This window comes from Pseudoxanthomonas sp. LH2527 (assembly GCF_022539275.1).
In the GTDB taxonomy this organism is placed as follows: Bacteria; Pseudomonadota; Gammaproteobacteria; order Xanthomonadales; family Xanthomonadaceae; genus Pseudoxanthomonas_A.
In genome coordinates this window covers 1-25,227 of record NZ_JAKZBW010000025.1, presented here as the reverse complement: position 1 = coordinate 25,227, position 25,227 = coordinate 1, and the positions used below count along the sequence as shown (strand labels likewise).

Below are 25,227 nucleotides of genomic sequence, written 5' to 3'. Positions count from 1 at the left end.
GAAAAAGGGGACGGACAGCCGGACCGGCCGTAGTGGTCGCCAAAGGGAAGACGGGCGCCCGTTCAGGCGCCCCCCGCACCCAGATCACGACGATCCGGGGCGATTTCAAGGGCAGACCCTCCGGCAACCGGCTTCCATTCTGACGTTGTTCGGAAAATCAGGTGCTTAGCGCGCCGTAGCCGGCTATAATACGCCGCCTTCTTTCCTCCCCGTCCTCGCGCCCTGCCCTGCTCAAGGGGTATCCGGGTGCGTTTTTCCGATCCCAGAATCCATGTCCATCCAAAACCTCCGCAATATCGCGATCGTCGCTCACGTCGACCACGGCAAGACCACCCTCGTCGACCAGCTGCTGAAGCAGTCCGGCACCCTCTCCGAGCGCACCGTGCTGGCCGAGCGCGTGATGGACAGCAACGACCAGGAAAAGGAACGTGGCATCACGATCCTGGCCAAGAACACCGCCATCACCTGGCAGGGCAACCGCATCAACATCGTCGACACCCCGGGCCACGCCGACTTCGGCGGCGAGGTCGAGCGCGTGCTGTCGATGGTGGACACCGTGCTGATCCTGGTCGACGCGATGGACGGCCCGATGCCGCAGACCCGCTTCGTCACCCAGAAGGCCTTCGCGATGGGCTTCAAGCCGATCGTGGTGATCAACAAGGTCGACCGTCCCGGCTCGCGTCCGGAATGGGTCGTGGAGCAGGTGTGGGACCTGTTCGACCGCCTGGGCGCCACTCCCGAGCAGATGGACTTCCCGATCGTCTACGCCTCGGCGCTGAACGGTTATGCCGGCCTGGAAGACACCGTTCGCGGCGGCGACATGACCCCGCTGTACGAAGCCATCATGAAGCACGCGCCGAAGCCGGAAGTCGATCCGGACGGCGCCTTCCAGATGCGCATCAGCCAGCTGGACTACAACAACTTCGTCGGCGTCATCGGCATCGGCCGCATCCAGCGCGGCACGCTGAAGAAGAACATGCCGGTCGCCGTCATCGACCGCGAAGGCAAGAAGCGCCAGGGCAAGGTGCTGCAGGTGCTGGGTTTCCTGGGCCTGGAACGCATCGAGCAGGACAGCGCCGAGGCCGGCGACATCGTCGCCATCTCGGGCATCCAGGACCTGACCATCTCCGATACCGTCTGCGCGCTGGACACCCCGGAAGCACTGCCGGCGCTGACCGTCGACGAGCCGACCATCAGCATGACGTTCCAGGTCAATAACTCGCCGTTCGCCGGCCACAAGGACCTGTCGGGCGGCAAGTTCCTGACCAGCCGCCAGCTGAAGGAGCGCCTGGAGCGCGAGACCGTGCACAACGTGGCACTGAAGGTCGAGCAGCTGGAAGACGCGGACAAGTTCCTGGTCTCCGGCCGTGGCGAGCTGCACCTGTCGGTGCTGATCGAGAACATGCGCCGCGAGGGTTACGAGCTGGCCGTGTCGCGTCCGGAAGTGATCATCAAGGAGATCGACGGCCAGTTGATGGAGCCGATCGAGCAGCTCGTCGTCGACGTGGAGGAAACCCACCAGGGCGGCGTGATGGAGAAGCTGGGCGTGCGCAAGGGCCAGCTGAAGAACATGGAACCGGACGGCAAGGGCCGCGTGCGCCTGGACTACCAGATCCCGGCGCGTGGCCTGATCGGCTTCCAGAACGAGTTCAAGACGCTGACGCAGGGCTCGGGCCTGCTGTTCCACGTGTTCGACCACTACGGTCCGAAGGAACAGGGCGCCATCGCCAAGCGCCTCAACGGCGTGATGATCGCCAACGCCCCGGGCGCCACGCCGGCCTACTCGCTCGGCCCGCTGCAGGAGCGCGGCAAGCTGTTCGCCGCCGAAGGCGACAACGTGTACGAAGGCCAGCTGATCGGCATCCATTCCAAGGACAACGACCTGACCGTCAACGCGATCAAGACCAAGCCGCTGACCAACATGCGCGCCTCGGGCAAGGATGACGCGATCCAGCTGACGCCGGCGATCAAGTTCTCGCTGGAGCAGGCGCTGGACTTCATCGACGACGACGAACTGGTCGAGATCACGCCGAAGGAAATCCGCCTGCGCAAGAAGTTCCTGACCGAAAGCGACCGCAAGCGCGCCTCGCGCGCCGCCTGATTCCGGCAGGTACCGCGCCTTGGAGACATCCGCGTACGACCCGGATCCCAGGGCGCATCCCGGCCTGCACGCCATCGCCCTGTTCGAGGGCGCCAAGGGCGTGCTGGCCCTGGCCTTCGCCGGCGGCCTGCTGGCGTTGGGCCCCGACCGCCTGCGCGAGAGCGTGCAGGCGGTGGTCACCCGCTTCATTCCCGACGCCGGCCCCGGCGTGATGAGCCAGTGGCTGGACCGGATCAACCCCGGCTCCATCCACATCACCGTGCTGATCATCGCGGTGTATGCGGGCATGCGCCTGCTAGAGGGCTGGGGCTTGTGGCGCGCCCGCGCCTGGGCGTCGTGGCTGGGCTGCATCGGTTCGGCCGCCTACCTGCCGCTGGACGTCTACGCGCTGTACCACCACCCCGGCTGGCACACGTGGGCGCTGCTGATCGTGAACCTGGTGATCGTGTGGGTCCTGTGGCGGGATATCCGCCGCCGCCGGGATATTTGACGCGCGGGCCGGCCCCTGCGTAGCCTGCGGCAACCCCGCGAAGGTGTCCGCATGCGTCGATTCCCGCTGCCGCTTGGCCTGATGCTCGCCCTGGTGGCCTGCCAGCCGGCGACGCCTCCGGCCGCGACGGTGCCCGCCCCCACCGATTTCATCTACGCCGAGCTCGACATCAGCGACCTGCAGGCGCGCATGCAGGCGGGCGAACTGGACAGCCGCGGCCTGACGCAGGCCTACCTGGACCGCATCGCCGCCATCGACAAGGCCGGGCCGCAGCTCAATGCGGTCATAGAACTGAATCCGGACGCCCTGAAGGAAGCCGCACTGCGCGACGTCGAGCGCCGCGCCAACGCCGTGCGCGGCCCGCTGCACGGCATCCCGGTGCTGCTCAAGGACAATATCGACGCGGTGCCGATGGCCACATCCGCCGGCTCGCTGGCGCTGAAGGATTTCCGGCCCGGCCAGGACGCGTTCCTCGTGCGGCGCCTGCGCGAGGCCGGCGCGGTCATCCTGGGCAAGACCAACCTCAGCGAGTGGGCGAATTTCCGTTCCACACACTCCACCTCCGGATGGAGCGGCCGTGGCGGGCAGACCCGCAACCCGTACGCGCTGGACCGCAATCCCTGCGGGTCGAGTTCCGGCAGTGCGGTGGCGGTGTCGGCCAACCTCGCGGCGGTCAGCGTGGGCACCGAGACCGACGGCAGCATCCTCTGTCCCGCCGCCATCAACGGTGTGGTGGGACTGAAGCCGACCGTCGGCCTGGTCAGCCGGCAGGGCATCCTGCCCATCTCGCACAGCCAGGACACCGCCGGCCCCATCACCCGCAGCGTGTCGGACGCCGCCCTGCTGTTGGCCGCGCTGGCCGGACGCGATGCGGCCGATGCCGCGACCACCCAGGCCGCCTGGAACACCGCCGTGGACTACAGCGCACGGCTGAAGCCCGGCGCCTTGAAGGGCGCCCGCATCGGCGTGCTGCGCAGCAAGACGGCAATCCACCCCGACGCGGCGGCCGCGCTGGAAGGCGCGATCCAGGTGATGCGCGAGGCCGGGGCGATCGTGGTCGATGCGGAGATCCCCACCGACGGCCAGTGGAACGCCGACGAGCTGGAGCTGATGCTGTACGAGTTCAAGCATGGCGTGGAGCGCTACCTGAGCGAACGGCAGGCGCCGCTGACCACGCTGACGCAGCTGATCGGCTACAACGAGCGCTACCGCGTGTCGGAAATGCCGTTCTTCGGCCAGGAGTTGTTCGAGCAGGCCAACAGCAAGGGCAGCCTGGGCGAGACCGCCTACATCGCCGCCCGCAGCCGCGCGCGCCGGCTGGCCGGCCCGGAAGGCATCGACGCCGCACTCAAGGCCCAGCAACTGGTGGCGCTGATCGCGCCGACCACCGGTCCGGCCTGGCTCACCGACCACAAGGCCGGCGACCACTTCCCCGGGTCCGGCTACAGCGCCGCCGCCGTGGCGGGCTATCCCAGCCTGACCGTCCCGATGGGCCATAGCGATGGCCTGCCGCTGGGCCTGGTGTTCATGGGCACGGCATGGAGCGAAGCGCAGTTGATCGCGCTGGGGTACGACTACGAACAGCGCACGCGGGCACGCAAGCCGCCCGAATACTGGCCCACGCTGCCGGCGCGCGCCGTACGCCGCTGAGCGACACCCCGCAAGTGTGAGCTGGCCCGCGTGCGACAGCGCTTGCAGGCGCTGCGCGTTCGTGGCGTGATAGCCGGCAACCAGCAGGCGGGGAGCGCACGCGTGGAGTCAGGCGCGGACCGGGCATCGGAGCTGCGGGCGTTCAGTGGATCCGGATCCACCGCCCGGCGGCGGCAGCGCAACCTGAATTCGCTGGCCTGGGGCGTGCTGGTCATTGCCTGCCTGCTGTCGCTGTGGTCCGGCGCCACGGCCTGGCAGCAGGCCCGCGAACATGCCCGCGCGCAGTTCGATGCGCGCGCCGACGCCGTGGCCACGGCCGTGACCACGCGCATGCATGCCTACGAAGACACGGTGCGTGCCGCCGCCGCCGTGCTGGAGGGGCGCCAGGACATCGAACAGGACAGCTTCTACGCCTTCGTGGAGAAGCTGCAGGTGCCCACGCGTCAATCGGCCGTACACGGGCTCGGATTCGCGCGCCACGTGCGCCATGACGAACGCGACGCCTATCTCGCGGCACAACGCGCGCGCTACGGCGATGCCTTCGCCATCCACCCCGCCGGCGACCGCGACGAGTATGTGGTGCTTGACCTGCTGTATCCCGACTCACCGGGGATACGCCCGCTGCTCGGCAAGGACGTGATGGCGGAGACCGTGCGCCGGGCCGCGATCGAAGCCGCGCGCGACAGCGGCGAACTGTCTGCCGCACCGCTGGTGGCACTGGGCGATGCGACGAAAGGCAGCACCGGCCTGGCCGGCTTCCTGCTCTACGCGCCGGTCTACGACGACCCGATCGCCGCGCGCGGCGACGTGGACGCGCGGCGTCGCCTGCTGCGCGGTTTCGCTACCGCCGGCTTCGGCTGGCGCCGGGTCGTGGAGGACGCCGTCGGCCACGCCGGAGACGACGAGTTCGACCTGCAACTGCGCGCGCACGACCATGCAGGCGCCCCCATTTTCCAGACCCGCGCACTGGAGACCCGGCACGGCAGCGATTGGCAGCCCGCCTTCATCGCCCAGCGCGAGCTTCGCCTGCTGGGCAGCGACTGGCAGCTGGTGCTGCGCTCCCCGCCCCTGCGCGAGGCACTGCCCGGGCTGACCTCGATCGTGATGCTGACGCTGTGCGGCATCGGCCTTGGACTGCTGCTGTTCCTGCTGCTGCACAATCTCGCGCGCACGGAGCGTCGCAGCCGGGCGCTGCTGGATGCCGTCGCCGATCATCTCCCCGCGCTGATCGCCTACATCGACGCCGACGGCCGCTACGGTTTCGCCAACCGCGCCTGCCGCACGTGGTCGGGCACGCCGGAGGAATGGAGCGACCGCCACGTGGACGACGTGCACGCCGATGCGCCGGACTTCCTCGCTTCGCTGAAGCGTGCGATGCGCGACTGCACGCCGGACCACTGGACCGCCTGGGATACCGAACTGGGACGACCGGCGCGCCCCGTGCACCTGTACCTGGTGCCCGATGTCGAATCCGACAGGAAGATCGCCGGCTGGTACCTGATGGGCAACGACGTGAGCGAGCAGCGCCGGGCGCACCGCGAACTGGCGATGGCGCGCGACCACCTGAAGCGCGTCACCGACCGCCTGCCGGCGCTGATCGCGCAGTTCGACGCGGAGCATCGACTGGTGTTCCACAACCGCGCGTTCGCCGAACTGGTGCGCTGGCGGACGCCACCGATGCCCGGCCTGCACATGCGCGAGCTGTTCGGCGAGCAGGCCTATCTGCGGCACAAGCCGCAGATCGAGACGGCGTTTTCCGGGCGCGAGGGCGAGTTCGAAAGCAGCTTCGACACCGCCGACGGCATGCGGAGGATGCACAGCTTCTACACCCCCGACACCGACGAGACCGGCACGATCTGCGGCTTCTTCGTCATGTCCGTCGATATCACCGAGAAGGCGCGGCTGGAGCATGCGCTGCACGATGCCAACGAACTGGCCGAGGTCACGCTGACCTCGATCAGCGAAGCGGTCATCACCGTGGATGGCGCCAGCCGCGTGACCTACATGAATCCGGCCGCGGAAGCGCTCTGCGGATGGCGCCTGGACCAGGCACTGCAGCAGCCCCTGGACCAGGTGGCGCCGCTGGTGCGCGTGGAAGCGTACGACGCCGACGACGAGCCGCACCCGATGGGGCAACCCGGCGACCTGCAACTGGTGCGCCGGGACGACAGCCGCCTGCTGGTGGAACGCTCGCTGTCCTCCATCCACGACCGCGACGAGCGCATGGTGGGCACGGTGATGGTGTTGCGCGACATCACCGAATCACGCGCTCTCAGCTCGCGCATGACTTATCTCGCCCACCACGACGCGCTCACCGGCCTGCCGAACCGCCTGCAGCTCAACGAACGCCTGGGCCAGGCCATCACGCATGCGACGAACCACGGCAACGGCATCGCCGTGTTGTTCCTGGACCTGGATCTGTTCAAGCACGTCAACGATGCGCTGGGCCACCACACCGGCGACGAACTGCTGCAGCAGGTGGCGCGCCGCATCCAGCGCAACATCGGCAACCTCGGCACGGTGTACCGCACCGGTGGCGACGAATTCGTGGTGCTGCTGCCCAACGTGCTGGCACGCGACAGCGTGTTGCAGGTCGCCGATCGGCTGCTGGCCCTGGCAGGCACGCCCTACACGGTGGCTGCGCACGAACTGCACCAGGCCTTCAGCATCGGGGTCAGCCTGTTCCCGGAAGACGGCTACGACGCGGCCACGCTGATGATGCGCGCCGATGCGGCGATGTACCTGGCCAAGCGCAACGGCCGCAACGCCACCCGCTTCTACACGCGCGAACTCGCCTCCAGCGTCGATGCCCGCATCGAACTGGAAAACAGCCTGCGCCGCAGCCTGCGCAACGGCGACCTGTCGCTGCACTACCAGCCGCAGATCGACCGTGCCAGCGGCCGCATCGTCGGTGTCGAGGGTCTGGCGCGCTGGCAGCGCGGCGACCGGCTGATGATGCCGGGCGAGTTCCTGCCGATCGCCGAAGAAACCAACCTCATCGTCGACATCGACCAATGGGCGATCCGCGCCGCGTGCCGGCAGAACCGGATCTGGCAGCAGGCAGGCCTGCCCCCTATCCGTGTGTCGGTGAACATCGCTGCCGCCAACTTCGACACCGATGATCTGGTGGACACGGTGGTGGACGCGCTGCAGGACAGCGGGCTGGCCGCCGGGTTCCTCGAACTCGAGGTCACCGAGACCACGCTGATGCGCGACGTGCAGCGCACAGACCGCACGCTGCGCGCATTGAAGGCGCTGGGCGTGCGCATCGCCATCGACGACTTCGGCACCGGCTTCTCCAGCCTCAGCTACCTGGGCAACTACGGCTTCAACGTGCTGAAGATCGACCAGTCGTTCGTGCGTGACGTGTCCGAGCCGAACCAGGCCGCCATCACCCGCGCCATCATCAGCCTGGCCGCGCAGCTGCAGTGCCGCACCATCGCCGAGGGCGTGGAAACCTCCGAGCAGGCCGCTTGGCTCGCCGCCAACGGCTGCGACGAGCTGCAGGGCAACTACTTCAGCGAGCCGCTGCCGGCGCCCGAATTCGCAAAGCTCTACGCGCGCGGCAAGACCTGGGACATTCCCCGTGCCGCCCACGACGCCGGCATGCCGGCGTCGTGAAACCGGCCTACCGCGCCGTCGGCGTGGCCAACTGGTTCTGCTTGCGCACGATGCACATGGCGATCTCGAGCGACTGCTCGTAGTTCAGCCGCGGATCGACGGTGGAGCGATACGCCCGTTCCAGGTCCGCATCGGTCAACTCGCGGGCGCCGCCGGTGCATTCGGTGACGTCCTCGCCCGTCAGCTCCAGATGCACGCCCCCCAGGCGGGTGCCGGCGGCGGCATGCAGGTCGAACGACTGCTCGACCTCGCTGCGGACGTTGTCGAAACGCCGCGTCTTGAACCCGTTGCTGGTGCTCTCGGTGTTGCCGTGCATCGGATCGCAGACCCACAGCACGCGACGGCCATCGCGACGCACCGCATCCAGCAACGGCGGCAGCTTGTCCGCGATCTGGCTCGCGCCCATGCGATGGATGAAGGTCAGGCGGCCGGGTTCGTCTTCCGGATTCAGCACGTCGATCAGCCGCAGCAACTGGTCCGGCGTGACCGACGGCCCCACCTTGATCGCGATGGGGTTGCGCACGCCGCGCAGGTACTCCACGTGCGCGCCATCGACGGCGGCGGTACGCATGCCGATCCACGGATAGTGCGTGCTGAGGTTGAACCAGCCCCACTGGCGCGGCACCTCGCGGGTCAGCGCTTCCTCGTAGGGCAGCAGCAAGGCCTCGTGCGAGGTGTAGAAATCGATGCGGTTGAGGTTGTGTACTTCGGAGCCCGAGAGGGTCTCCATGAACCTCACCGCGTCGCCGATCGACGCGACCATGTGCTGGTACTCGGCCGCCAGCGGCGAATAGCCGACCCAGTTGAGGTTCCAGTATTCGGGGTGATGCAGGTCGGCGAAGCCGCCATCGATCAGGGCGCGCACGAAGTTCATCGTCATCGCCGAGCGCGCATGCGCCTTGATCATGCGGCGCGGATCCGGCACGCGCGCCTCGGCCGTGAATTCGGGCGCATTGACCACGTCGCCGCGATAGCTGGGCAGGGTGACGCCATCACGCGTTTCGGTATCCGCCGAACGCGGCTTGGCGTACTGCCCGGCGAAGCGGCCGACGCGGACCACCGGCAGGCGCAGTCCGTGCACCAGCACCAGGCTCATCTGCAGCAGCACCTTCAACCGGTTCGAGATCAGCCCCGACTCGCAGTCGCTGAAATTCTCCGCGCAGTCGCCGCCCTGCAGCAGGAAGCGCTTGCCTTCCTGCGCCTCGGCCAGCTGCTTCTTCAGCGAGAAGATTTCCCACGACGTCACCAGCGGCGGCAGTTCGCGCAGCTCGGCCAGCGCCGATGCCAGCGCGGCGGCATCGGGATAGGTGGGCATCTGCATCGCCTGGCGCTGGCGCCAGCTGTCCGGCGCCCAGTTCGGCGGCAGGGTGACGGCGCGCAGGTTGCGGTCGGACGGATTCATGGTGGACTCCTGGGGGCCCACCATCGTGCCAGATTGGTGCGCCGCGTCAAATCAGCGGAAGGTCGAGGTCCTGCGGGCGCGGAAGCCGGTCCAGAGTGCCCAGACGGCCAGCAGCACGAACCACACCAGGCTCCACATCGGCATGGTCAGGCCAAGGAAACTCCAGTCGATCGTGCTGCAGTCGCCCTTGGCGGCCAGCACTTTCTGCACCACGCCCAGCCAGGTGTTGTTCTCGATCATGTAGTCCCAGCCGGGACCGCAGCTCGGCATCAGCGGCGGATACAGCTGCACCCACACGTGCTTGCCCGCGATGCCGATACCGGTGGCCGCAGCAAGGAAGGCCAGCACGCCGTAGGTGCGCCGTCCCGTCGACCGTCGCGGACCGTGCAGCGCGCCGAGCAGGAACAGCACGCCCGTCGCCGCGAACGCCAGCCGCTGGAAGATGCAGAACGGGCACGGTTCCAGTTGCTGCACGAACTGCACGTACAGCGCATAGCCCAGCAGGCCCGCGCAGACGGCGAAGCCCAGCAAGCACTGCGCGCGGAAACTCCAGCGAAGAGGATTCATCGGCACCAGCAGCGTGAGGTCTTGCCTGCATTATCCACGCGCAACCTACCGAACGTCACCCCGTGGCCGTTTGTCGCTGCCGATGTGACAGGCCCGACATCGCCGGAAAACAAAAACACCGGCATCGGCCGGGGTTTCTGGTGTGCTGCAGGAGGCGGGGCTTATTCGGCCGCCGCTTCCGGACGGTCGACCAGCTCGACGTACGCCATCGGCGCGTTGTCGCCGGCACGGAAGCCGCACTTCAGGATGCGCAGGTAGCCACCCGGACGCGCCTGGTAACGCGGGCCGAGGGTGGTGAACAGCGTGCCGACGGCTTCCTTGTCGCGCAGGCGCGAGAAGGCGAGACGGCGGTTGGCGACGCCATCGACCTTGCCGAGGGTGATCAGCGGCTCGGCGACGCGGCGCAGTTCCTTGGCCTTCGGCAGGGTGGTCTTGATCAGGCCGTGCTTGATGAGCGAGGCGGCCATGTTGCGGAACATCGCTTCGCGATGGGCGCTGGTGCGGTTGAACTTGCGACCGGCTTTCTGGTGGCGCATGGGTGTGATTCCTGGTGAATGGTGGGTCGTTGGATTTCGCTGTCGCCTTCCAGGCGTTGCCACAATGGACTGCGGTTGGTCCGAACCGGCCGTCCTTGACCGGATAACCGCGGACCTTCAGGTCCGTCGGCATGGGTAACACGTTTGAAGCAGAGGAACTCCCGCGCGGACGCAGGAGTTCCCTGTTACATCATCAGCCGAGCATGCCGTGCTGGGCGACACCGGCCGGCGGCCAGTTCTCCAGCTTCATGCCCAGGGACAGGCCGCGCTGCGCCAGGACTTCCTTGATCTCGGTCAGCGACTTCTTGCCGAGGTTCGGGGTCTTGAGCAGTTCGACTTCCGTCTTCTGGATCAGGTCGCCGATGTAGTAGATGCTCTCGGCCTTCAGGCAGTTGGCCGAACGCACGGTCAGCTCCAGGTCGTCGATCGGGCGCAGCAGCACCGGATCCACGCCGCTGGCGGCCTGCTTCGGCGCGCCGCGGTCGCGGTGCGTGAAGTCACCGAACACCGACAGCTGGTCGCTGAGGATGTCGGCGGCGGTGCGCACGGCTTCCTCGGCATCGATCGTGCCGTTGGTTTCGATGTCCAGGACCAGCTTGTCCAGGTCGGTGCGCTGCTCGACGCGCGCGGCTTCCACCGCGTACGCGACGCGACGGACCGGCGAGAACGAGGCGTCCAGCACCAGGCGACCGATCACGCGGGTTTCTTCGTCCGGACGACGCCGGGCGGCGGCCGGCTGGTAGCCGAAACCACGCTCGATCTTCAGGCGCATGTTCAGCGCCGTATCCTTGGTCAGGTTGCAGATGACCAGTTCCGGGTTGAGGATCTCGACGTTGTGGTCGGTCTTGATGTCGCCGGCGGTCACCACGCCCGGGCCCTGCTTGGCCAGGCTCAACGTGGAGGAGTCGCCGCTGTGGATGCGGATGGCCACATCCTTCAGGTTCAACAGCACTTCCAGCACGTCTTCCTGCATGCCTTCGATGGTGCTGTATTCGTGCAGCACGCCATCGATCTCGACTTCGGTGATCGCGAAGCCGGGGATCGACGACAGCAGCACGCGGCGCAACGCATTGCCGAGCGTATGGCCGTAACCACGTTCCAGCGGCTCGATGACCACTTTCGCGCGATTGCCGGTCAGGCGCTCGATCTGCGGGCCGCGGGGGCGCAGCACTTGCTGAGTAATACCCGTCATGTTGCTTTGTCTCCTGCGGTCCCCCGGTCGCCCGGGGGTGCGTGAATGAATTACTTCGAGTACAACTCGACGATCAGCGCTTCGTTGATGTCGGCGGGCAGGTCCGAACGCGCCGGCACCGCCTTGAACACACCGCTGAACTTCTTGGCGTCGACTTCTACCCACGACGGGTTCAGGTCGAGCTGCTCGGCAACGGTCAGCGACTCCTGGACGCGGAGCTGCTTCTGGGCCTTCTCCGACAGCGCGATCGCGTCGCCGGCCTTGACCTGATAGGACGGCAGGTTGACCGGCTTGCCATTGACCAGCACGCCACGGTGCGAGACCAACTGGCGGGCAGCCGGACGGGTCACAGCGAAGCCCATGCGGTAGATGACGTTGTCGAGACGGGTTTCCAGCAGCTGCAGCAGGTTCTCGCCGGTGTTGCCCTTCTTGGTCGAGGCCTTCTTGTAGTAGTTGCGGAACTGACGCTCCAGCAGACCGTAGATACGCTTGACCTTCTGCTTTTCACGCAGCTGGGTGGCGTAGTCGGACAGCTTACCCTTGCGGGCGGTCGCGCCGTGCTGGCCGGGCTTCTGCTCCAGCTTGCACTTGGAGTCCAGCGCACGGGCCGGGCTCTTGAGCGACAGGTCGGCGCCTTCACGGCGCGCGAGCTTACAGGTAGGACCGATATAACGAGCCATTTCTTATCGCCCCCTTAGACGCGACGCTTTTTCGGCGGACGGCACCCGTTGTGCGGGATGGGCGTCACGTCGATGATGTTGGTGATCTTGTAGCCCACGTTGTTCAACGAACGCACGGCCGACTCACGACCCGGACCCGGGCCCTTGATGCGGACTTCCAGCGACTTCACGCCGTAGTCCAGTGCGGCACGGCCGGCCTTTTCGGCCGCGACCTGCGCCGCGAACGGCGTGGACTTGCGGGAACCGCGGAAACCGGCACCACCCGATGTCGCCCACGAGAGCGCATTGCCCTGGCGGTCGGTGATGGTGACGATGGTGTTGTTGAAAGAAGCGTGGACGTGGGCGACGCCGTCGGTGATGACGCGCTTGATCTTCTTCTTGACTTTGGCAGCTGCTGGCTTGGCCATGATGGTCGCCCCTTACTTCTTGATGGCTTTGCGCGGACCCTTGCGGGTGCGGGCATTGGTGCGGGTGCGCTGGCCACGCAGCGGCAGGCCGCGACGGTGGCGCAGACCGCGGTAGCAACCCAGGTCCATCAGGCGCTTGATCGCGATGCCGACTTCACGGCGCAGGTCGCCCTCGACCACGTACTTGCCGACTTCGGCGCGCAGGCGCTCGACTTCCGGCTCCGACAGGTCGCGGATCTTGGTGGTCGAGGCGACGCCGGCGGCTTCGCAGACCTTCTTGGAACGGGTACGGCCAATGCCGTAGATGCTTTGCAAACCGACCCAGACATGCTTCTGGGCAGGCAGGTTGACACCTGCAATACGCGCCATGACGCGGCTCTCCAACTGTGAGTATTGGCCCGTGTACGGTCATCCCGGGCGGGATTCGCGCAGATAGGCGGAGTGAACTGGAAATTCTAACAAGATCCGGTGTTTACGGGAAGCCCGTGCCGGCAGTGCCGACAGCGGACCGGCATGGGGAGTGTGCCCATGCTCCAGCGCCGGAGCCTGCCTGGTGCGGAACGGGGTTACCCCGCCCTGCCCCGCCCGCGCTACTCTGGCGCAGGACCGGCTGGCTCACACCCCCGCACCGGATCGCTGCAGGGGCCGCCCATCTAAGTCAGCCGGCCATGACAGGCCGGGCTGGTGCGGGAAGCCCGCGATTATACCTCAGCCGCGGGGGGCAAGACCGCCCCGCGAACCACCTTTCAGGTTGGCCTTCTTCAACAGGCTCTCGTACTGGTGCGACATCAGGTGCGCCTGGATCTGCGCGATGAAGTCCATCACCACCACCACCACGATCAGCAACGAGGTGCCGCCGAAGTAGAACGACGTGCCCAGCTGGGTACGCATCACTTCCGGCAACAGGCAGACCGCCACCAGGTACATCGAACCGATCGCCGTCAGGCGCGTCAGCACGCCATCGACATAGTCGGCCGTGGCCTTGCCCGGACGGATGCCCGGGATCAGCGCACCCGACTTCTTCAGGTTCTCCGCGGTTTCCTGCGAGTTGAACACCAGCGCCGTGTAGAAGAACGCGAAGCCGATGATCATCGCCGCGAACACGATCATGTGCAGCGGCTCGCCCGGCGCCAGCGCGTTGGAAACGCGCTGCAGCCAAGTCGTGGCGCCGCTGTTCTGGCCGGACCACATCGCCAGCGTGGCCGGGAAGGCCAGGATGCTGGAGGCGAAGATCGGCGGGATCACGCCGGCCATGTTGAGCTTGAGCGGCAGGAACGAGGTCTGGTTCATGTACGCGTTGCGACCGCCCTGGCGGCGCGCGTAGTTCACCGTGATCCGTCGCTGCCCGCGTTCCACGAACACCACCAGGAACGTGAAGCCCAACACCACCACGGCGATGACCAGCAGCGAGATGAAGCTCAGCGTGCCGTCGCGGAAGGCGCCGACGGTCTGGATGACCGCACCCGGCAGGCCGGCCACGATGCCCGCGAAGATGATCAGCGAGACGCCGTTGCCGATGCCGCGCTCGGTCACCTGCTCGCCGATCCACATCAGGAAGATGGTGCCGGCGGTCAGTGCGACCACGGCGGTCAGCACGAAGCCCATGCCCGGCGCGTACACCACCGGCATGCCGCCCGGCGCGACCTGGTTCTGCAGCGCGGTGGCGATGCTGCCGCCCTGCACGATCGCCAGCAGCACGGCGCCGATGCGCGAGTACTGGGTGATCTTGCGGCGACCGGACTCGCCTTCCTTCTGCAGCGCCTTCAGGGTGGGGAAGATGTGCACGCCCAGCTGCATCACGATCGATGCCGAAATGTAGGGCATGACGTTCAGCGCGAAGATGCTGAAACGGTGCAGGGCGCCGCCCGAGAACATGTTGAACATGTCCACGATGCCGCCGCCCTGCGCCTGCATCATCGCAAGCATGGCATCGGGATTGACGCCCGGGACCGGGATGAAACAGCCGATCCGGTAGACGATCAGCGCGCCCAGCACGAACAGCAGGCGCTGGCGGAGTTCGGTGAACTTGCCCGCGCCTGCCAGCGCACCGGCGGCATTACCCTGCGCCATGCGTCCGTTACTCCTGCACGCTGCCGCCGGCAGCCTCGATGGCGGCCTTGGCACCGGCCGTGGCGGCCACGCCCTTCAGCACGAACTTCTTGGTCAGTTCGCCCTTCTTGACGATCTTGGCGCGCTTGGCGGTGCTGGGCACCAGCTTGGCGGCACGCAGCGCGGCGAAGTCGATCTCGCCGGCTTCCAGCTTCTCCAACTGGTAGGACAGCACTTCGGCGCAATCCAGCTTCAGCTTGGAGCGGAAGCCGACCTTCGGCAGACGCTTGACCAGCGGCATCTGGCCGCCTTCGAACTTCGCCTTGATCTTGCCCTTGCCGGCGCGCGCGAACGAGCCCTTGTGGCCGCGACCGGCGGTCTTGCCCAGGCCGGAACCGATACCACGGCCGACGCGGGTGCGTTCGGTGCGGGCGCCGTCGGCGGGCTTCAGTGTGTTGAGACGCATGTTGATTACTCCTCGACCTTGACGAGGTAGTGGACCTTGGCGATCAGGCCGCGTACCTGCGGGCTGTCCTTCAGTTCACGCACATCGTTGAGCTTGTTCAGGCCCAGCGCCTTCACCGACAGGCGGTGGCGCGACTGGGAACCACGCAGGCCACGCACCAAGCGCACCTTGACGGTCTTGTTGGACTCGTTAGCCATTGAGGAGTTCCTCCACCTTCTTGCCGCGCTTGGCCGCGATGCGCGTGGGCGACTGCATGTCGCTCAGGCCCTTCAGCGTGGCGCGGACCAGGTTGATCGGGTTGCGCGAGCCGACGGCCTTGGCCAGCACGTTCTTCACGCCCACCGCTTCCAGCACGGCGCGCATGGCGCCGCCGGCGATGACGCCCGTACCTTCCGAGGCCGGCTGCATGAACACGCGCGCCGCACCGTGGCCGGCCTTCACCGGGTGCCACAGCGTGCCGTTGTTCAGATCGACATTCAGCATGCCCTTGCGGGCATATTCCATCGACTTCTGGATGGCGACCGGCACTTCGCGCGCCTTGCCATAACCGAAACCGATCTTGCCGTTGCCGTCGCCCACCACCGTCAGTGCGGTGAAGGTGAACTGGCGACCGCCCTTGACGGTCTTGCTGACGCGGTTGACCGCGACCAGCTTCTCGATCATGCCGTCGTCGACTTTCTCTTCGCGGTTGCGGTCGCGATCGCGACCCCGCGGCTGACGTTCTTCTGCCATTGCTTGAATTCCTTGATGGTTGGGATATGTACGGCTTGGCCGCTTATGGTTGTGGTGTGGAGCGGTGGCGCAACGGCCGCTGCAGAAGAGCGACCGCGCCCGGCGCAGCCCGCGCCGGCAGGACAAGGCATGGGGTTGCCCCCATGCCCTTCAGGATTAGAACTGCAGGCCGCCTTCGCGGGCCGCGTCGGCCAGGGCCTTGATGCGGCCGTGGTAACGGTAGCCCGAACGGTCGAACGCGATCTTCTCGATGCCTTCGGCCTTGGCGCGCTCGGCGATGAACTTGCCCACGCGGGCGGCGGCATCGCTGTTCTTGCCGTTCTTCAGGCCATCCTTCACATCGGCCTGCAGCGTGTTGGCCGACGCGATGACCTTGGAGCCATCGGCGGTGAACAGCTGCGCATAGATGTGCTGGCCGGTGCGCAGCACCGACAGGCGCGGCACGCCGAGTTCGCGGATGTGCGCGCGGGTCGACTTGGCGCGGCGCAGGCGGGCGGTGTTCTTGATGCTCATGATCTGGTTCCTCGAAGCCGAAAGCCCGGTTAGGCCTTCTTCGCTTCCTTGCGGATGATGGTTTCGTCGGAGTACTTCACGCCCTTGCCCTTGTAGGGCTCCGGCGGACGGAAACCGCGGATCTTGGCGGCGACTTCACCAACGCGCTGCTTGTCGGCACCCTGCACCAGGATTTCGGTCTGGGTCGGGGTGACGATGGTGATGCCTTCCGGCGTCTTGAACAGGATCGGGTGGGAGAAACCCAGCGACAGGTTCAGGTCCTTGCCCTGCATCGCGGCGCGGTAACCCACGCCGACCAGCTCGAGCTTGCGCTCGAAACCGTCCGATACGCCCTTGACCATATTGGCCAGGATCGCGCGGATGGTGCCGGTGATGGCATCGTCGGCCGGGGTGGCCGGCGACAGGTTCACCGTACCATTGTCGACTTTGAGTTCGACGCCGGCCGGCTTGGCGATGGACAGGGTGCCCTTCGGGCCCTTGACGTTGAGGGTTTCACCCTGGGCGTTCAGTTCGACGCCCTTGGGGAGATTGATCGGCTGCTTGGCTACGCGGGACATGTCTGGGCTCCTTCGCTTAGGCCACGAAGCACAGGACTTCACCACCCACGCCGGCCGCACGGGCCTGCGCATCGGTCATGATGCCCTTGGAAGTGGAAATGATGGCAACGCCCAGGCCGCCGAGGACCTTGGGCAGCTCGGCCTTGCCACGGTACTGGCGCAGGCCCGAACGGGACACGCGGCTCAGCTTCTCGATGACCGGCTTGCCTTCGAAGTACTTCAGGACGATCTCGAGCTCGGCCTTGTTGTTCTCGGTCGGCGTCACGCGGACGTCGCCGATGTAGCCTTCCGCCTTGAGGACGTTGGCGATCGAGGTCTTGATCTTGGAGGACGGCATCTTCACCGTCGGCTTGCCCACAGCGGCGGCATTGCGAATGCGCACCAGCATGTCGGCGATGGGATCAGTCATGCTCATTAGAGTCTGCCTTATGAGTAGCACCGATATCCGCTTTCGCGAAAATCTTGTGTTGTCCCTGGAATCCCCCAGGCGGGCAGCCGGTTCCCCGACCCTCCCTCGACCGGGTCGCGGGAGCCGAACATTGTACAACAACAAGTCCGGCGTGTGCCGGACTTGTCCTTGAAACCACGGGGGAGCCCGGGTCGGGCGCCCCTGGCGTCCTTACCAGCTCGCCTTGCGCAGGCCGGGCACGTCGCCGTTCATGGTGGCCTTGCGCAGCATGTTGCGGCCCAGGCCGAACTTGCGGTACACGCCACGCGAACGACCGGACAGCTCGCAGCGGTTGCGCTGGCGGCTCGGCGACGAGTCGCGCGGCAGCTTCTGCAGCTTGGTGACCGCGTCGGCCTTTTCTTCGTACGACGCGTTCTGGCTGGAGATGATCTTCTTCAGCGCGTCACGCTTGGCGGCGTACTGCTTGGCCAGCTTTTCCCGCTTGATGTCGCGGTTGACCATCGAGGTCTTTGCCATGATGTCGTTTTCCTAGCGAATCAGTTGCGGAACGGGAACTTGAACGCTTCGAGCAGCGCCTTGGCTTCGGCGTCGTTCTTGGCGGTCGTCGTGATGGCGATATCCATGCCGCGGATCGCGTCGACGGCGTCGAAATCGATTTCCGGGAAGATGATCTGTTCCTTCACGCCCATGTTGTAGTTGCCGCGGCCATCGAACGAACGGCCGGAGACGCCACGGAAGTCGCGGACGCGCGGCAGCGAGATGCTGATCAGGCGATCCAGGAACTCGTACATCTTGGCGCGACGCAGGGTGACCTTGCAGCCGATCGGCCAGCCATCGCGGATCTTGAACGAAGCCACCGACACGCGGGACTTGGTCGTGATCGGCTTCTGGCCGGTGATCTTGGCCAGGTCGGCCACGGCATTTTCCAGGATCTTCTTGTTGGTCGCCGCTTCACCCACACCCATGTTGATGGTGATCTTGGTGATCTTCGGCACTTCCATCGGATTGGTGTAGCCGAACTTCTTCATCAGAGCCGGCGCCACTTCTTCCTTGTAGATTTTTTCGAGACGGGTGGTCATGTCCTCATTCCTCAGGCGTCGAGCGCCTCACCGCTGGAGCGGAACACACGCAGTTTGCGTCCATCCTCCAGCACCTTGAAACCGATACGCTCGCCCTTGCCCGTTGCCGGGTTGAACAGCGCGACATTGGAGATGTGGATCGAGCGCTCGCTCTCAACCACGCCGCCGGCGACACCGGCCTGCGGGTTCGGCTTGGTGTGGCGCTTGACGACATTGACGTTGGACACGACCACGCGGTCGCCGTCCACACGCACGACGTCGCCCTTCTTGCCCTTGTCCTTGCCGGCGGTGACGACGACCTGGTCGCCCTTCTTGATACGGTTTGCCATTTCTATGTCCTCCGCTCAGAGCACTTCAGGCGCGAGCGAAACGATCTTCATGAACTTCTCGGAACGCAGCTCGCGGGTCACGGGCCCGAAGATGCGGGTTCCGATCGGCTCCTGCTTGTTGTTGAGCAGGACGGCGGCGTTGCCATCGAAGCGGATCAGCGAACCGTCCGGACGGCGGACACCCTTGCGGGTACGCACGACCACGGCGTCGTAGACTTCGCCCTTCTTGACCTTGCCACGCGGGATGGCGTCCTTGACGGTCACCTTGATGATGTCGCCGATGCCGGCGTAACGGCGCTTCGAGCCGCCCAGCACCTTGATGCACATCAGTTCCTTGGCGCCGGAGTTGTCGGCCGCGTCAAGGTAGCTCTGCATCTGGATCATGATTCAGATCTCCTCTTATTCAGCCGCGCGGGTGACGATTGCCACCACGCGCCAGTTCTTGGTCTTGGACATCGGGGCGATCTCGGTCACGCGCACCACGTCGCCTTCCTTGCAGCTGTTGTCCGCGTCGTGCGCGTGCAGCTTGGTGGAACGCTTGATGTACTTGCCGTACAGGGCGTGCTTGACCTGACGCTCCACCAGGATGGTGACCGTCTTGTCCATCTTGTTGCTGACGACGCGGCCTTCGATGGTGCGTTGCGCTTTGTCTTTGTTATCGCTCATCTTGGGCGCTCCTTACTTCTGGCTGCCGAGCAGCGTCTTGACGCGAGCGATCTCGCGGCGGACACGGCGGGTCTCGTGGGTCTTCGGCAGCTGGCCGGTGACCTTCTGCATGCGCAGGGAGAATTGCTCCTTGCGCAGCTCGGTCAGGTGGGCCTTCAGCTCGTCTGCCGACTTCTCGCGGAGTTGCTTGAGTTCCATTAGCGCACCGTCCGGGTCACGAAAGTGGTGGTGACGGACAGCTTGGCCGCGGCCAGGCGGAACGCCTCACGCGCGATGTCTTCGCTGACGCCTTCGATTTCATAGATCATGCGGCCCGGCTGGATCTGCGCGACCCAGTACTCGACGTTGCCCTTGCCGGAACCCATGCGGACTTCGATGGGCTTCTTGGTGATGGGCTTGTCGGGGAACACGCGGATCCACATCTTGCCGCCACGCTTCACGTAGCGACTGATGGAACGACGCGCTGCTTCGATCTGGCGCGCGGTCAGCTGACCGTGCGCCGTGGCCTTCAGGCCGTACTCGCCGAAACTGACGAGGTTGCCGCTCCAGCTCAGGCCTTCGTTACGGCCCTTGTGCATCTTGCGGTATTTGGTTCGCTTGGGTTGCAACATGACTGATTACCTCGCGTCGCGGTCACGGGGCGGGCGCGACGGACGTTCGCTGCGCTCGGGGCGCGCGTCGTCCTGCTTCTCCTGACCCACCTGGCTGAAATCGAAGATCTCGCCTTTGTAGACCCACACCTTGATGCCGATGATGCCGTAGGTGGTCTTCGCCTCGGCAAAACCGTAATCGATGTCGGCACGCAGCGTGTGCAGCGGCACGCGGCCTTCGCGGTACCACTCCGAACGGGCGATTTCCGCACCGTTCAAGCGGCCTGCCACGTTGACCTTGATGCCCAGGGCACCCAGGCGCATCGCGTTGCCGACGGCGCGCTTCATGGCGCGACGGAACATGATGCGGCGTTCCAGCTGCTGCGCGATCGACTCGGACACCAACTGCGCGTCCAGCTCGGGCTTGCGCACTTCGGTGACGTTGATGTGCGCCGGGACGCCCATCAGGTCGCTCACTTCCTTGCGCAGCTTCTCGATGTCCTCACCGCGCTTGCCGATCACCACGCCCGGGCGGGCGGTGTGGATGGTCACGCGGGCGGTCTTGGCCGGACGCTCGATCAGGATCTTGGAAATGCCTGCCTGCGCCAGCTTCTTGCGAAGCATTTCACGCACCTTGAGGTCCGCGGCGAGGTACTCGGCGTAGTCGCGCTTGTTGGCGAACCACTTGGAATTCCAGTCCTTGGCGATGCCCAGACGGATACCGGTCGGATGAACTTTGTGACCCATGTTTATTTACCCTCGCCCACGACCACGGTGATGTGGCTGGTGCGCTTCAGAATGCGGGTACCACGGCCCTTGGCACGGGCCATGAAACGCTTCAGCATCGGACCTTCGTCGACCATGATGGTCTTGACCTTCAGCTCGTCGACGTCGGCACCCTGGTTGTTCTCGGCGTTGGCGATGGCGGACTCCACGACCTTCTTGATCAGGTGGGCGGCCTTCTTGTCCGAGAACTTCAGCAGGTTGACGGCGCGTTCGGCCGGCAGGCCACGCACCTGGTCGGCGACCAGGCGGGCCTTCTGGGGAGAGATGCGCGCGGTGCGCAGGATGGCTTTCGCTTCCATGGTCATCTCTCCTTACTTCTTGCCGCCGGCTTTCTTGTCGCCACCGTGACCCTTGAAGGTCCGGGTGACGGCAAATTCGCCGAGCTTGTGGCCGACCATGTTCTCGTTGACCAGCACCGGAACGTGGTTCTTGCCGTTGTGGATGGCGATCGTGAAACCCACCATTTCCGGCAGGATCATCGAACGGCGCGACCAGGTCTTGATCGGCTTCTTGCTGCCGCCCGCGGCCTCCACCTTCTTGACGAGGTGGTGATCGACGAACGGGCCCTTCTTGAGTGAACGTGCCATGGTCGATTAGCCCCTACGATCGCGGACGATGAATTGCTGCGTGCGCTTGTTCTTGCGCGTCTTGTAACCCTTGGTCGGCACACCCCAGGGGGTGACCGGATGCGGGTTGCCCTGGCCGGCCTTGGCTTCACCACCACCGTGCGGGTGATCGACCGGGTTCATGGCCGCACCGCGGACGGTCGGCTTGATACCGCGCCAGCGCTTGGCACCGGCCTTGCCGAGCTTCTCCAGGCTGTGCTCGTCGTTGCCGACTTCGCCCACCGTGGCGCGGCACTCGACCTGCACCTTGCGCATCTCGCCGGAGCGGAGGCGCAGCGTGGCGAAACCCTGCTCGCGTGCGACCAGCTGCACGGCGGCGCCGGCGGCGCGGGCGATCTGCGCGCCCTTGCCGGGCTTCAGCTCGATGCCGTGGATCGTCGTACCGACCGGGATGTTGCGCAGCGGCAGCGTGTTGCCGGCCTTGATCGGCGCATCGCTACCGGCGATGACCTGATCACCGGCCTTCAGGCCCTTGGGGGCGATGATGTAGCGACGCTCGCCATCGACGTAGCACAGCAGCGCGATGTGCGCGGTGCGGTTGGGATCGTATTCGATCCGCTCCACACGCGCCGGGATGCCTTCCTTGTCGCGCTTGAAGTCGATGAGACGGTAATGCTGCTTGTGGCCACCGCCGATGTGACGGGTGGTGATGCGACCGTGGTGGTTGCGACCGCCGGACTTGCTCTGCTTCTCGAGCAGCGCAGCATGCGGGGCACCCTTGTGCAGGTCGGGCGTCACCACGCGGACCGCCGAACGGCGACCGGGAGAGGTGGGTTTGAATTTCATCAATGGCATGTGGGTCTACCTCAGGCCTTGGCCGACACGTCGATGGCTTGGCCATCGGCCAGACGCACGTACGCCTTGCGCCAGTCGCCGCGGCGGCCGGCGCGGTTACGGAAGGACTTGTTCTTGCCCTTCACGTTGACCACGTTGACCGTCTCGACCTTGACGTCGAACAGCTGCTCGACCGCGGCCTTCACATCGGCCTTGGTGGCATCGTTCGAGACTTCGAAGACGTATTGGTTGGAGAGTTCCTGCAGGCGCACGGTCTTTTCGGAGACGCGCGGAGCACGCAGCACGGCAAAAATCTTTTCGTTGCTGATCATGCCAGCCACTCCTCGATCTTCTTGATGGCGTCGGCCGTGATCAACACGGAGTCGGCACCGACCAGCGCCGCCGGATCCAGGCCCTGCACGTCGCGCACTTCCACGTAGGGAAGGTTGCGGGCGGACAGGTACAGGTGCTCGGAAGCATCCTCGGTGACGATCAGCGGACGCTTGCCCACGTCGAAGCCCTTCAGCTTCTCGATCAGGGCGCTGGTCTTGGTGGCGTCCACGTCGAACGCTTCCACGACCTTCAGGCGGTTCTGGCGGTTCAGCTCAGACAGGATGGAGCTGATGGCCGCACGGTACATCTTGCGGTTGACCTTCTGCGCGAAGCTGCGCGGCTTGGCCGCGAAGGTCACGCCGCCGCCGACGAAGATCGGCGCGGTCAGAGCACCGTGACGGGCACCGCCGCCCTTCTGCTTCTTGGACTTCTTGGTGGTGCCGTTGACTTCGGCGCGCGTCTTCTGCGCCTTGGTGCCTGCACGACCGGCGTTGCGGTAGGCAACGACGACCTGGTGGACCAGATCCTCGCTGAATTCGCGGCCGAACACGTCGTCGGAGACCGACAGCTTGTTGGCGCTACCTGTAATGGCTAGTTCCATGGTCGTTCTCCTCAACCCTTGCTTGCCGGACGCACGATCACGTCACCACCCGGTGCACCCGGCACGGCGCCGCGAACGGCGATCAGGCCGCGCTCGGCGTCCACGCGGACGACTTCCAGGTTCTGCGTGCTCTGCTGCACGGCGCCCATGTGGCCGGACATCTTCTTGCCCGGGAACACGCGACCCGGCGTCTGACGCTGACCCAGCGAACCCGGCGCGCGATGCGACAGCGAGTTACCGTGGGTGGCGTCGCCCATGCGGAAGTTCCAGCGCTTGATCGTGCCCTGGAAGCCCTTGCCCTTGGTGACGCCCTGGACGTCGACGATCTGGCCGACTTCGAAGATGTCGGCCTTGATCTCGCCGCCGACGGTGAAGTCGCCCAGCTTGTCGGCTTCCACGCGCAGCTCCCACAGGCCACGACCGGCTTCGACCTTGGCCTTGGCCAGGTGACCGGCGACCGGCTTGGTGATCAGCGAGGCGCGACGGGTACCCACGACGACCTGCACGGCGCTGTAGCCGTCGGTTTCGGGGGTCTTGATCTGGGTGATGCGGTTGGGGGTAGCTTCGATCAGCGTCACCGGGATGGACTTGCCGTCTTCGGTGAACACACGGGTCATGCCAGCCTTGCGGCCGACGAGACCCAACGAATATTTCTTCGCGGTCATGGTCGTGGGCCTCAGGTCAACTTGATCTGCACGTCGACGCCAGCCGCGAGCTCGAGCTTCATCAGCGCGTCCACGGTCTTGTCATTCGGGTCGACGATGTCGAGCACGCGCTTGTGCGTGCGGGTCTCGTACTGGTCACGCGCGTCCTTGTCGACGTGCGGGGAAACCAGGATGGTGTAACGCTCGATCTTGGTCGGCAGCGGGATCGGGCCGCGCACTTGCGCGCCGGTCCGCTTGGCCGTCTCGACGATCTCGCTGGCCGAGCGGTCGATCAGACGATGATCGTACGCCTTGAGCCGGATTCGGATCTTTTGGTCCGCCATGACGGAAATTTCCTTCGTTAAAGAGCGACGGGCGCGGCCTCTGGGATGCCTTGCCCCGGTTAGTCCAAGCTGTTCCAGCTCCCCACCGGCCGCGTGGACTCCACGGACGGGCAGCGCCGGAATCGGCTGGGGATTCTTCCTGAAAAACTAGGCAGGCCGGTAAACCGGCCCGCCCAGACATGAAAGTATAGGACGCGTGACACATCCCGTCAACCACCGGGAAGCCCTGCCCGACCCGAAGGCCCGCAGGAAGGCACGCGACACTCCGTGTCTGGCGAACACGAGGCGCTTCCTGCACCTCTTTTCGCGGTAGAACCAGCGGCCTCCCAGGGGGCGCTGGCGGATCATGCGATTCCTTTCGAGCCAAGCGGCTTTCAAGGGGCGCGAATGATAGCGCAGGTTTTGCTGTTTTGCAGCATCCCGTTGAATGAAAACGCGGGATTTCTGCAAAAAAGAGGCGGGCCGGGGTTCCGGTCCGCCCTTGTCGCTTCATCAGGCCGCTGGATCCCCGCCTGCGCGGGGATGACGGCCTGACAAAGCCGGGCGGGCAATGCCCGCCCGGGTCAGGACGTCACTTGATGATCTTGGCTACCACGCCGGCGCCGACGGTACGGCCGCCTTCGCGGATCGCGAAACGCAGGCCTTCGTCCATCGCCACCGGGTTGATAAGCGTCACCACCATCTTGATGTTGTCGCCCGGCATGACCATCTCCACGCCTTCCGGCAGCGTCACCGCGCCGGTGATGTCGGTCGTGCGGAAGTAGAACTGCGGACGGTAACCCTTGAAGAACGGGGTGTGACGGCCGCCTTCGTCCTTGCTCAGCACGTAGACTTCGGCTTCGAACTCGGTGTGCGGGGTGATCGAACCCGGCTTGGCCAGCACCTGGCCACGCTCCACGTCGTCACGCTTGGTGCCGCGCAGCAGCAGACCGGCGTTGTCGCCCGCCTGGCCCTGGTCCAGCAGCTTGCGGAACATTTCCACGCCCGTGACCGTGGTCTTCTGGGTCGGACGGATACCGACGATCTCGATTTCCTCGCCCACCTTGATCACGCCGCGCTCGATACGGCCGGTCACCACGGTGC

Annotated in this window: 34 protein-coding genes; 4 read left to right on the top strand and 30 right to left on the bottom strand. The window is 65.8% G+C overall.

The window, feature by feature from the left end:
- Window positions 1-271 precede the first annotated feature (271 nt).
- The 4 genes from typA to MMG85_RS13795 all read left to right on the top strand — a co-directional run bounded on the left by typA (window position 272) and on the right by MMG85_RS13795 (window position 7,862).
- Entirely contained in the window at window positions 272-2,101 is a 1,830-nt protein-coding gene (typA, locus tag MMG85_RS13810; protein ID WP_055941322.1) for a translational GTPase TypA, read from the top strand.
- A 19-nt stretch (window positions 2,102-2,120) separates the two neighbouring features.
- Window positions 2,121-2,591, top strand: a complete 471-nt coding sequence (locus MMG85_RS13805) for a DUF2127 domain-containing protein (RefSeq protein ID WP_241046546.1) — start codon at window positions 2,121-2,123, stop codon at window positions 2,589-2,591.
- Window positions 2,592-2,642: 51 nt separating this feature from the next.
- The gene (locus MMG85_RS13800) at window positions 2,643-4,241 is read left to right on the top strand and encodes an amidase (RefSeq protein WP_241046545.1); all 1,599 of its coding nucleotides are present in this window, start codon (window positions 2,643-2,645) and stop codon (window positions 4,239-4,241) included.
- 102 nt (window positions 4,242-4,343) lie between these two features.
- On the top strand, window positions 4,344-7,862 hold the full coding sequence (locus MMG85_RS13795) for an EAL domain-containing protein (RefSeq protein WP_241046544.1): 3,519 nt from the start codon (window positions 4,344-4,346) through the stop codon (window positions 7,860-7,862).
- Between the two features lie 7 nt (window positions 7,863-7,869).
- Here the strand turns inward: MMG85_RS13795 and MMG85_RS13790 are convergent, their stop codons facing one another.
- From MMG85_RS13790 to MMG85_RS13645, 30 genes are all read right to left on the bottom strand, one after another.
- Window positions 7,870-9,264, bottom strand: a complete 1,395-nt coding sequence (locus tag MMG85_RS13790) for a 3-deoxy-7-phosphoheptulonate synthase class II (protein WP_241046543.1) — start codon at window positions 9,262-9,264, stop codon at window positions 7,870-7,872.
- A gap of 51 nt (window positions 9,265-9,315) precedes the next feature.
- Window positions 9,316-9,831: a disulfide bond formation protein B gene (locus MMG85_RS13785; protein WP_241046542.1), complete on the bottom strand. Its 516-nt coding sequence runs from the start codon at window positions 9,829-9,831 to the stop codon at window positions 9,316-9,318.
- A 161-nt stretch (window positions 9,832-9,992) separates the two neighbouring features.
- Complete coding sequence (rplQ, locus tag MMG85_RS13780) at window positions 9,993-10,367, bottom strand: 50S ribosomal protein L17 (RefSeq protein ID WP_241046541.1); 375 nt, start codon at window positions 10,365-10,367, stop codon at window positions 9,993-9,995.
- 193 nt (window positions 10,368-10,560) lie between these two features.
- The gene (rpoA, locus tag MMG85_RS13775) at window positions 10,561-11,559 is read right to left on the bottom strand and encodes a DNA-directed RNA polymerase subunit alpha (RefSeq protein ID WP_055941311.1); all 999 of its coding nucleotides are present in this window, start codon (window positions 11,557-11,559) and stop codon (window positions 10,561-10,563) included.
- Between the two features lie 50 nt (window positions 11,560-11,609).
- Window positions 11,610-12,239, bottom strand: a complete 630-nt coding sequence (gene rpsD, locus MMG85_RS13770; RefSeq protein ID WP_055941309.1) for a 30S ribosomal protein S4 — start codon at window positions 12,237-12,239, stop codon at window positions 11,610-11,612.
- A gap of 14 nt (window positions 12,240-12,253) precedes the next feature.
- The gene (rpsK, locus tag MMG85_RS13765; RefSeq protein WP_055941307.1) at window positions 12,254-12,646 is read right to left on the bottom strand and encodes a 30S ribosomal protein S11; all 393 of its coding nucleotides are present in this window, start codon (window positions 12,644-12,646) and stop codon (window positions 12,254-12,256) included.
- Window positions 12,647-12,658: 12 nt separating this feature from the next.
- A complete protein-coding gene (rpsM, locus tag MMG85_RS13760) occupies window positions 12,659-13,015 on the bottom strand; it encodes a 30S ribosomal protein S13 (RefSeq protein ID WP_055943298.1) in 357 nt (118 codons plus the stop codon).
- A gap of 339 nt (window positions 13,016-13,354) precedes the next feature.
- Entirely contained in the window at window positions 13,355-14,716 is a 1,362-nt protein-coding gene (secY, locus tag MMG85_RS13755) for a preprotein translocase subunit SecY (protein ID WP_241046540.1), read from the bottom strand.
- Between the two features lie 7 nt (window positions 14,717-14,723).
- Window positions 14,724-15,167 carry a 50S ribosomal protein L15 gene (rplO, locus tag MMG85_RS13750; RefSeq protein ID WP_083537711.1) on the bottom strand — a complete coding sequence of 148 codons (444 nt, stop codon included), beginning with the start codon at window positions 15,165-15,167 and terminating at the stop codon, window positions 14,724-14,726.
- The gene (gene rpmD / locus MMG85_RS13745; protein WP_055941302.1) at window positions 15,167-15,358 is read right to left on the bottom strand and encodes a 50S ribosomal protein L30; all 192 of its coding nucleotides are present in this window, start codon (window positions 15,356-15,358) and stop codon (window positions 15,167-15,169) included. Before rpmD ends, rplO begins: the two co-directional genes overlap by 1 nt.
- Entirely contained in the window at window positions 15,351-15,893 is a 543-nt protein-coding gene (rpsE, locus tag MMG85_RS13740) for a 30S ribosomal protein S5 (RefSeq protein ID WP_055941300.1), read from the bottom strand. The genes rpmD and rpsE overlap by 8 nt, the downstream gene beginning before the upstream one ends.
- Window positions 15,894-16,049: 156 nt before the next feature.
- Window positions 16,050-16,406, bottom strand: coding sequence for a 50S ribosomal protein L18 (gene rplR / locus MMG85_RS13735; RefSeq protein WP_241046539.1), 357 nt, complete (start codon window positions 16,404-16,406; stop codon window positions 16,050-16,052).
- Window positions 16,407-16,435: 29 nt separating this feature from the next.
- On the bottom strand, window positions 16,436-16,963 hold the full coding sequence (gene rplF / locus MMG85_RS13730) for a 50S ribosomal protein L6 (protein WP_241046538.1): 528 nt from the start codon (window positions 16,961-16,963) through the stop codon (window positions 16,436-16,438).
- A 16-nt stretch (window positions 16,964-16,979) separates the two neighbouring features.
- Window positions 16,980-17,378 carry a 30S ribosomal protein S8 gene (gene rpsH, locus MMG85_RS13725; protein ID WP_055941294.1) on the bottom strand — a complete coding sequence of 133 codons (399 nt, stop codon included), beginning with the start codon at window positions 17,376-17,378 and terminating at the stop codon, window positions 16,980-16,982.
- 204 nt (window positions 17,379-17,582) lie between these two features.
- On the bottom strand, window positions 17,583-17,888 hold the full coding sequence (gene rpsN, locus MMG85_RS13720; protein ID WP_055941292.1) for a 30S ribosomal protein S14: 306 nt from the start codon (window positions 17,886-17,888) through the stop codon (window positions 17,583-17,585).
- Between the two features lie 20 nt (window positions 17,889-17,908).
- Window positions 17,909-18,451: a 50S ribosomal protein L5 gene (gene rplE, locus MMG85_RS13715; RefSeq protein ID WP_055941290.1), complete on the bottom strand. Its 543-nt coding sequence runs from the start codon at window positions 18,449-18,451 to the stop codon at window positions 17,909-17,911.
- Window positions 18,452-18,462: 11 nt separating this feature from the next.
- Window positions 18,463-18,780 (bottom strand): 50S ribosomal protein L24, encoded by a 318-nt coding sequence (gene rplX, locus MMG85_RS13710; RefSeq protein ID WP_055941288.1) that lies wholly within the window; start codon window positions 18,778-18,780, stop codon window positions 18,463-18,465.
- Between the two features lie 15 nt (window positions 18,781-18,795).
- Window positions 18,796-19,164, bottom strand: a complete 369-nt coding sequence (gene rplN / locus MMG85_RS13705) for a 50S ribosomal protein L14 (RefSeq protein WP_013535986.1) — start codon at window positions 19,162-19,164, stop codon at window positions 18,796-18,798.
- 15 nt (window positions 19,165-19,179) lie between these two features.
- Window positions 19,180-19,446 (bottom strand): 30S ribosomal protein S17, encoded by a 267-nt coding sequence (gene rpsQ / locus MMG85_RS13700; RefSeq protein ID WP_241046537.1) that lies wholly within the window; start codon window positions 19,444-19,446, stop codon window positions 19,180-19,182.
- 12 nt (window positions 19,447-19,458) lie between these two features.
- Window positions 19,459-19,644, bottom strand: coding sequence for a 50S ribosomal protein L29 (gene rpmC / locus MMG85_RS13695; RefSeq protein ID WP_055941284.1), 186 nt, complete (start codon window positions 19,642-19,644; stop codon window positions 19,459-19,461).
- Entirely contained in the window at window positions 19,644-20,057 is a 414-nt protein-coding gene (gene rplP, locus MMG85_RS13690) for a 50S ribosomal protein L16 (protein ID WP_055941282.1), read from the bottom strand. Before rplP ends, rpmC begins: the two co-directional genes overlap by 1 nt.
- A 6-nt stretch (window positions 20,058-20,063) precedes the next feature.
- On the bottom strand, window positions 20,064-20,783 hold the full coding sequence (gene rpsC, locus MMG85_RS13685; RefSeq protein ID WP_055941280.1) for a 30S ribosomal protein S3: 720 nt from the start codon (window positions 20,781-20,783) through the stop codon (window positions 20,064-20,066).
- Between the two features lie 2 nt (window positions 20,784-20,785).
- Window positions 20,786-21,121 carry a 50S ribosomal protein L22 gene (gene rplV / locus MMG85_RS13680; protein WP_055943295.1) on the bottom strand — a complete coding sequence of 112 codons (336 nt, stop codon included), beginning with the start codon at window positions 21,119-21,121 and terminating at the stop codon, window positions 20,786-20,788.
- A gap of 12 nt (window positions 21,122-21,133) precedes the next feature.
- The gene (rpsS, locus tag MMG85_RS13675) at window positions 21,134-21,409 is read right to left on the bottom strand and encodes a 30S ribosomal protein S19 (protein ID WP_055941277.1); all 276 of its coding nucleotides are present in this window, start codon (window positions 21,407-21,409) and stop codon (window positions 21,134-21,136) included.
- Window positions 21,410-21,415: 6 nt separating this feature from the next.
- The gene (gene rplB, locus MMG85_RS13670; RefSeq protein ID WP_055941275.1) at window positions 21,416-22,243 is read right to left on the bottom strand and encodes a 50S ribosomal protein L2; all 828 of its coding nucleotides are present in this window, start codon (window positions 22,241-22,243) and stop codon (window positions 21,416-21,418) included.
- Between the two features lie 11 nt (window positions 22,244-22,254).
- Window positions 22,255-22,554: a 50S ribosomal protein L23 gene (gene rplW / locus MMG85_RS13665; protein WP_055941273.1), complete on the bottom strand. Its 300-nt coding sequence runs from the start codon at window positions 22,552-22,554 to the stop codon at window positions 22,255-22,257.
- The gene (gene rplD / locus MMG85_RS13660; protein WP_241046536.1) at window positions 22,551-23,156 is read right to left on the bottom strand and encodes a 50S ribosomal protein L4; all 606 of its coding nucleotides are present in this window, start codon (window positions 23,154-23,156) and stop codon (window positions 22,551-22,553) included. The genes rplW and rplD overlap by 4 nt, the downstream gene beginning before the upstream one ends.
- Window positions 23,157-23,167: 11 nt before the next feature.
- Window positions 23,168-23,821 carry a 50S ribosomal protein L3 gene (rplC, locus tag MMG85_RS13655; RefSeq protein WP_055941268.1) on the bottom strand — a complete coding sequence of 218 codons (654 nt, stop codon included), beginning with the start codon at window positions 23,819-23,821 and terminating at the stop codon, window positions 23,168-23,170.
- 11 nt (window positions 23,822-23,832) lie between these two features.
- Window positions 23,833-24,144: a 30S ribosomal protein S10 gene (gene rpsJ / locus MMG85_RS13650; RefSeq protein ID WP_027070119.1), complete on the bottom strand. Its 312-nt coding sequence runs from the start codon at window positions 24,142-24,144 to the stop codon at window positions 23,833-23,835.
- Window positions 24,145-24,715: 571 nt separating this feature from the next.
- Window positions 24,716-25,227 (bottom strand): EF-Tu/IF-2/RF-3 family GTPase (locus MMG85_RS13645; protein WP_241046535.1); only part of this gene is annotated, 512 nt, incomplete at its 5' end.

Bases quoted from the DNA above. Each gene is read 5' to 3' on its own strand.
- rpsS (WP_055941277.1), bottom strand. From the start codon at position 21,409: ATGGCACGTTCACTCAAGAAGGGCCCGTTCGTCGATCACCACCTCGTC.
- rpsJ (WP_027070119.1), bottom strand. From the start codon at position 24,144: ATGGCGGACCAAAAGATCCGAATCCGGCTCAAGGCGTACGATCATCGT.
- rpsD (WP_055941309.1), bottom strand. From the start codon at position 12,239: ATGGCTCGTTATATCGGTCCTACCTGTAAGCTCGCGCGCCGTGAAGGC.
- rpsC (WP_055941280.1), bottom strand. From the start codon at position 20,783: ATGGGTCACAAAGTTCATCCGACCGGTATCCGTCTGGGCATCGCCAAG.
- rpsE (WP_055941300.1), bottom strand. From the start codon at position 15,893: ATGGCAGAAGAACGTCAGCCGCGGGGTCGCGATCGCGACCGCAACCGC.
- secY (WP_241046540.1), bottom strand. From the start codon at position 14,716: ATGGCGCAGGGTAATGCCGCCGGTGCGCTGGCAGGCGCGGGCAAGTTC.
- MMG85_RS13785 (WP_241046542.1), bottom strand. From the start codon at position 9,831: ATGAATCCTCTTCGCTGGAGTTTCCGCGCGCAGTGCTTGCTGGGCTTC.
- rplD (WP_241046536.1), bottom strand. From the start codon at position 23,156: ATGGAACTAGCCATTACAGGTAGCGCCAACAAGCTGTCGGTCTCCGAC.
- rpoA (WP_055941311.1), bottom strand. From the start codon at position 11,559: ATGACGGGTATTACTCAGCAAGTGCTGCGCCCCCGCGGCCCGCAGATC.
- rpmC (WP_055941284.1), bottom strand. From the start codon at position 19,644: ATGGAACTCAAGCAACTCCGCGAGAAGTCGGCAGACGAGCTGAAGGCC.
- rplE (WP_055941290.1), bottom strand. From the start codon at position 18,451: ATGACCACCCGTCTCGAAAAAATCTACAAGGAAGAAGTGGCGCCGGCT.
- rpsH (WP_055941294.1), bottom strand. From the start codon at position 17,378: ATGAGCATGACTGATCCCATCGCCGACATGCTGGTGCGCATTCGCAAT.
- rpsN (WP_055941292.1), bottom strand. From the start codon at position 17,888: ATGGCAAAGACCTCGATGGTCAACCGCGACATCAAGCGGGAAAAGCTG.
- MMG85_RS13800 (WP_241046545.1), top strand. From the start codon at position 2,643: ATGCGTCGATTCCCGCTGCCGCTTGGCCTGATGCTCGCCCTGGTGGCC.
- rpsK (WP_055941307.1), bottom strand. From the start codon at position 12,646: ATGGCCAAGCCAGCAGCTGCCAAAGTCAAGAAGAAGATCAAGCGCGTC.
- rpsM (WP_055943298.1), bottom strand. From the start codon at position 13,015: ATGGCGCGTATTGCAGGTGTCAACCTGCCTGCCCAGAAGCATGTCTGG.
- rplP (WP_055941282.1), bottom strand. From the start codon at position 20,057: ATGTTGCAACCCAAGCGAACCAAATACCGCAAGATGCACAAGGGCCGT.
- rplQ (WP_241046541.1), bottom strand. From the start codon at position 10,367: ATGCGCCACCAGAAAGCCGGTCGCAAGTTCAACCGCACCAGCGCCCAT.
- rplR (WP_241046539.1), bottom strand. From the start codon at position 16,406: ATGAGCATCAAGAACACCGCCCGCCTGCGCCGCGCCAAGTCGACCCGC.
- rplC (WP_055941268.1), bottom strand. From the start codon at position 23,821: ATGACCGCGAAGAAATATTCGTTGGGTCTCGTCGGCCGCAAGGCTGGC.
- typA (WP_055941322.1), top strand. From the start codon at position 272: ATGTCCATCCAAAACCTCCGCAATATCGCGATCGTCGCTCACGTCGAC.
- rpsQ (WP_241046537.1), bottom strand. From the start codon at position 19,446: ATGAGCGATAACAAAGACAAAGCGCAACGCACCATCGAAGGCCGCGTC.
- rplN (WP_013535986.1), bottom strand. From the start codon at position 19,164: ATGATCCAGATGCAGAGCTACCTTGACGCGGCCGACAACTCCGGCGCC.
- rpmD (WP_055941302.1), bottom strand. From the start codon at position 15,358: ATGGCTAACGAGTCCAACAAGACCGTCAAGGTGCGCTTGGTGCGTGGC.
- rplW (WP_055941273.1), bottom strand. From the start codon at position 22,554: ATGATCAGCAACGAAAAGATTTTTGCCGTGCTGCGTGCTCCGCGCGTC.
- rplV (WP_055943295.1), bottom strand. From the start codon at position 21,121: ATGGAAGCGAAAGCCATCCTGCGCACCGCGCGCATCTCTCCCCAGAAG.
- rplF (WP_241046538.1), bottom strand. From the start codon at position 16,963: ATGTCCCGCGTAGCCAAGCAGCCGATCAATCTCCCCAAGGGCGTCGAA.
- rplX (WP_055941288.1), bottom strand. From the start codon at position 18,780: ATGGCAAACCGTATCAAGAAGGGCGACCAGGTCGTCGTCACCGCCGGC.
- rplB (WP_055941275.1), bottom strand. From the start codon at position 22,243: ATGCCATTGATGAAATTCAAACCCACCTCTCCCGGTCGCCGTTCGGCG.
- MMG85_RS13790 (WP_241046543.1), bottom strand. From the start codon at position 9,264: ATGAATCCGTCCGACCGCAACCTGCGCGCCGTCACCCTGCCGCCGAAC.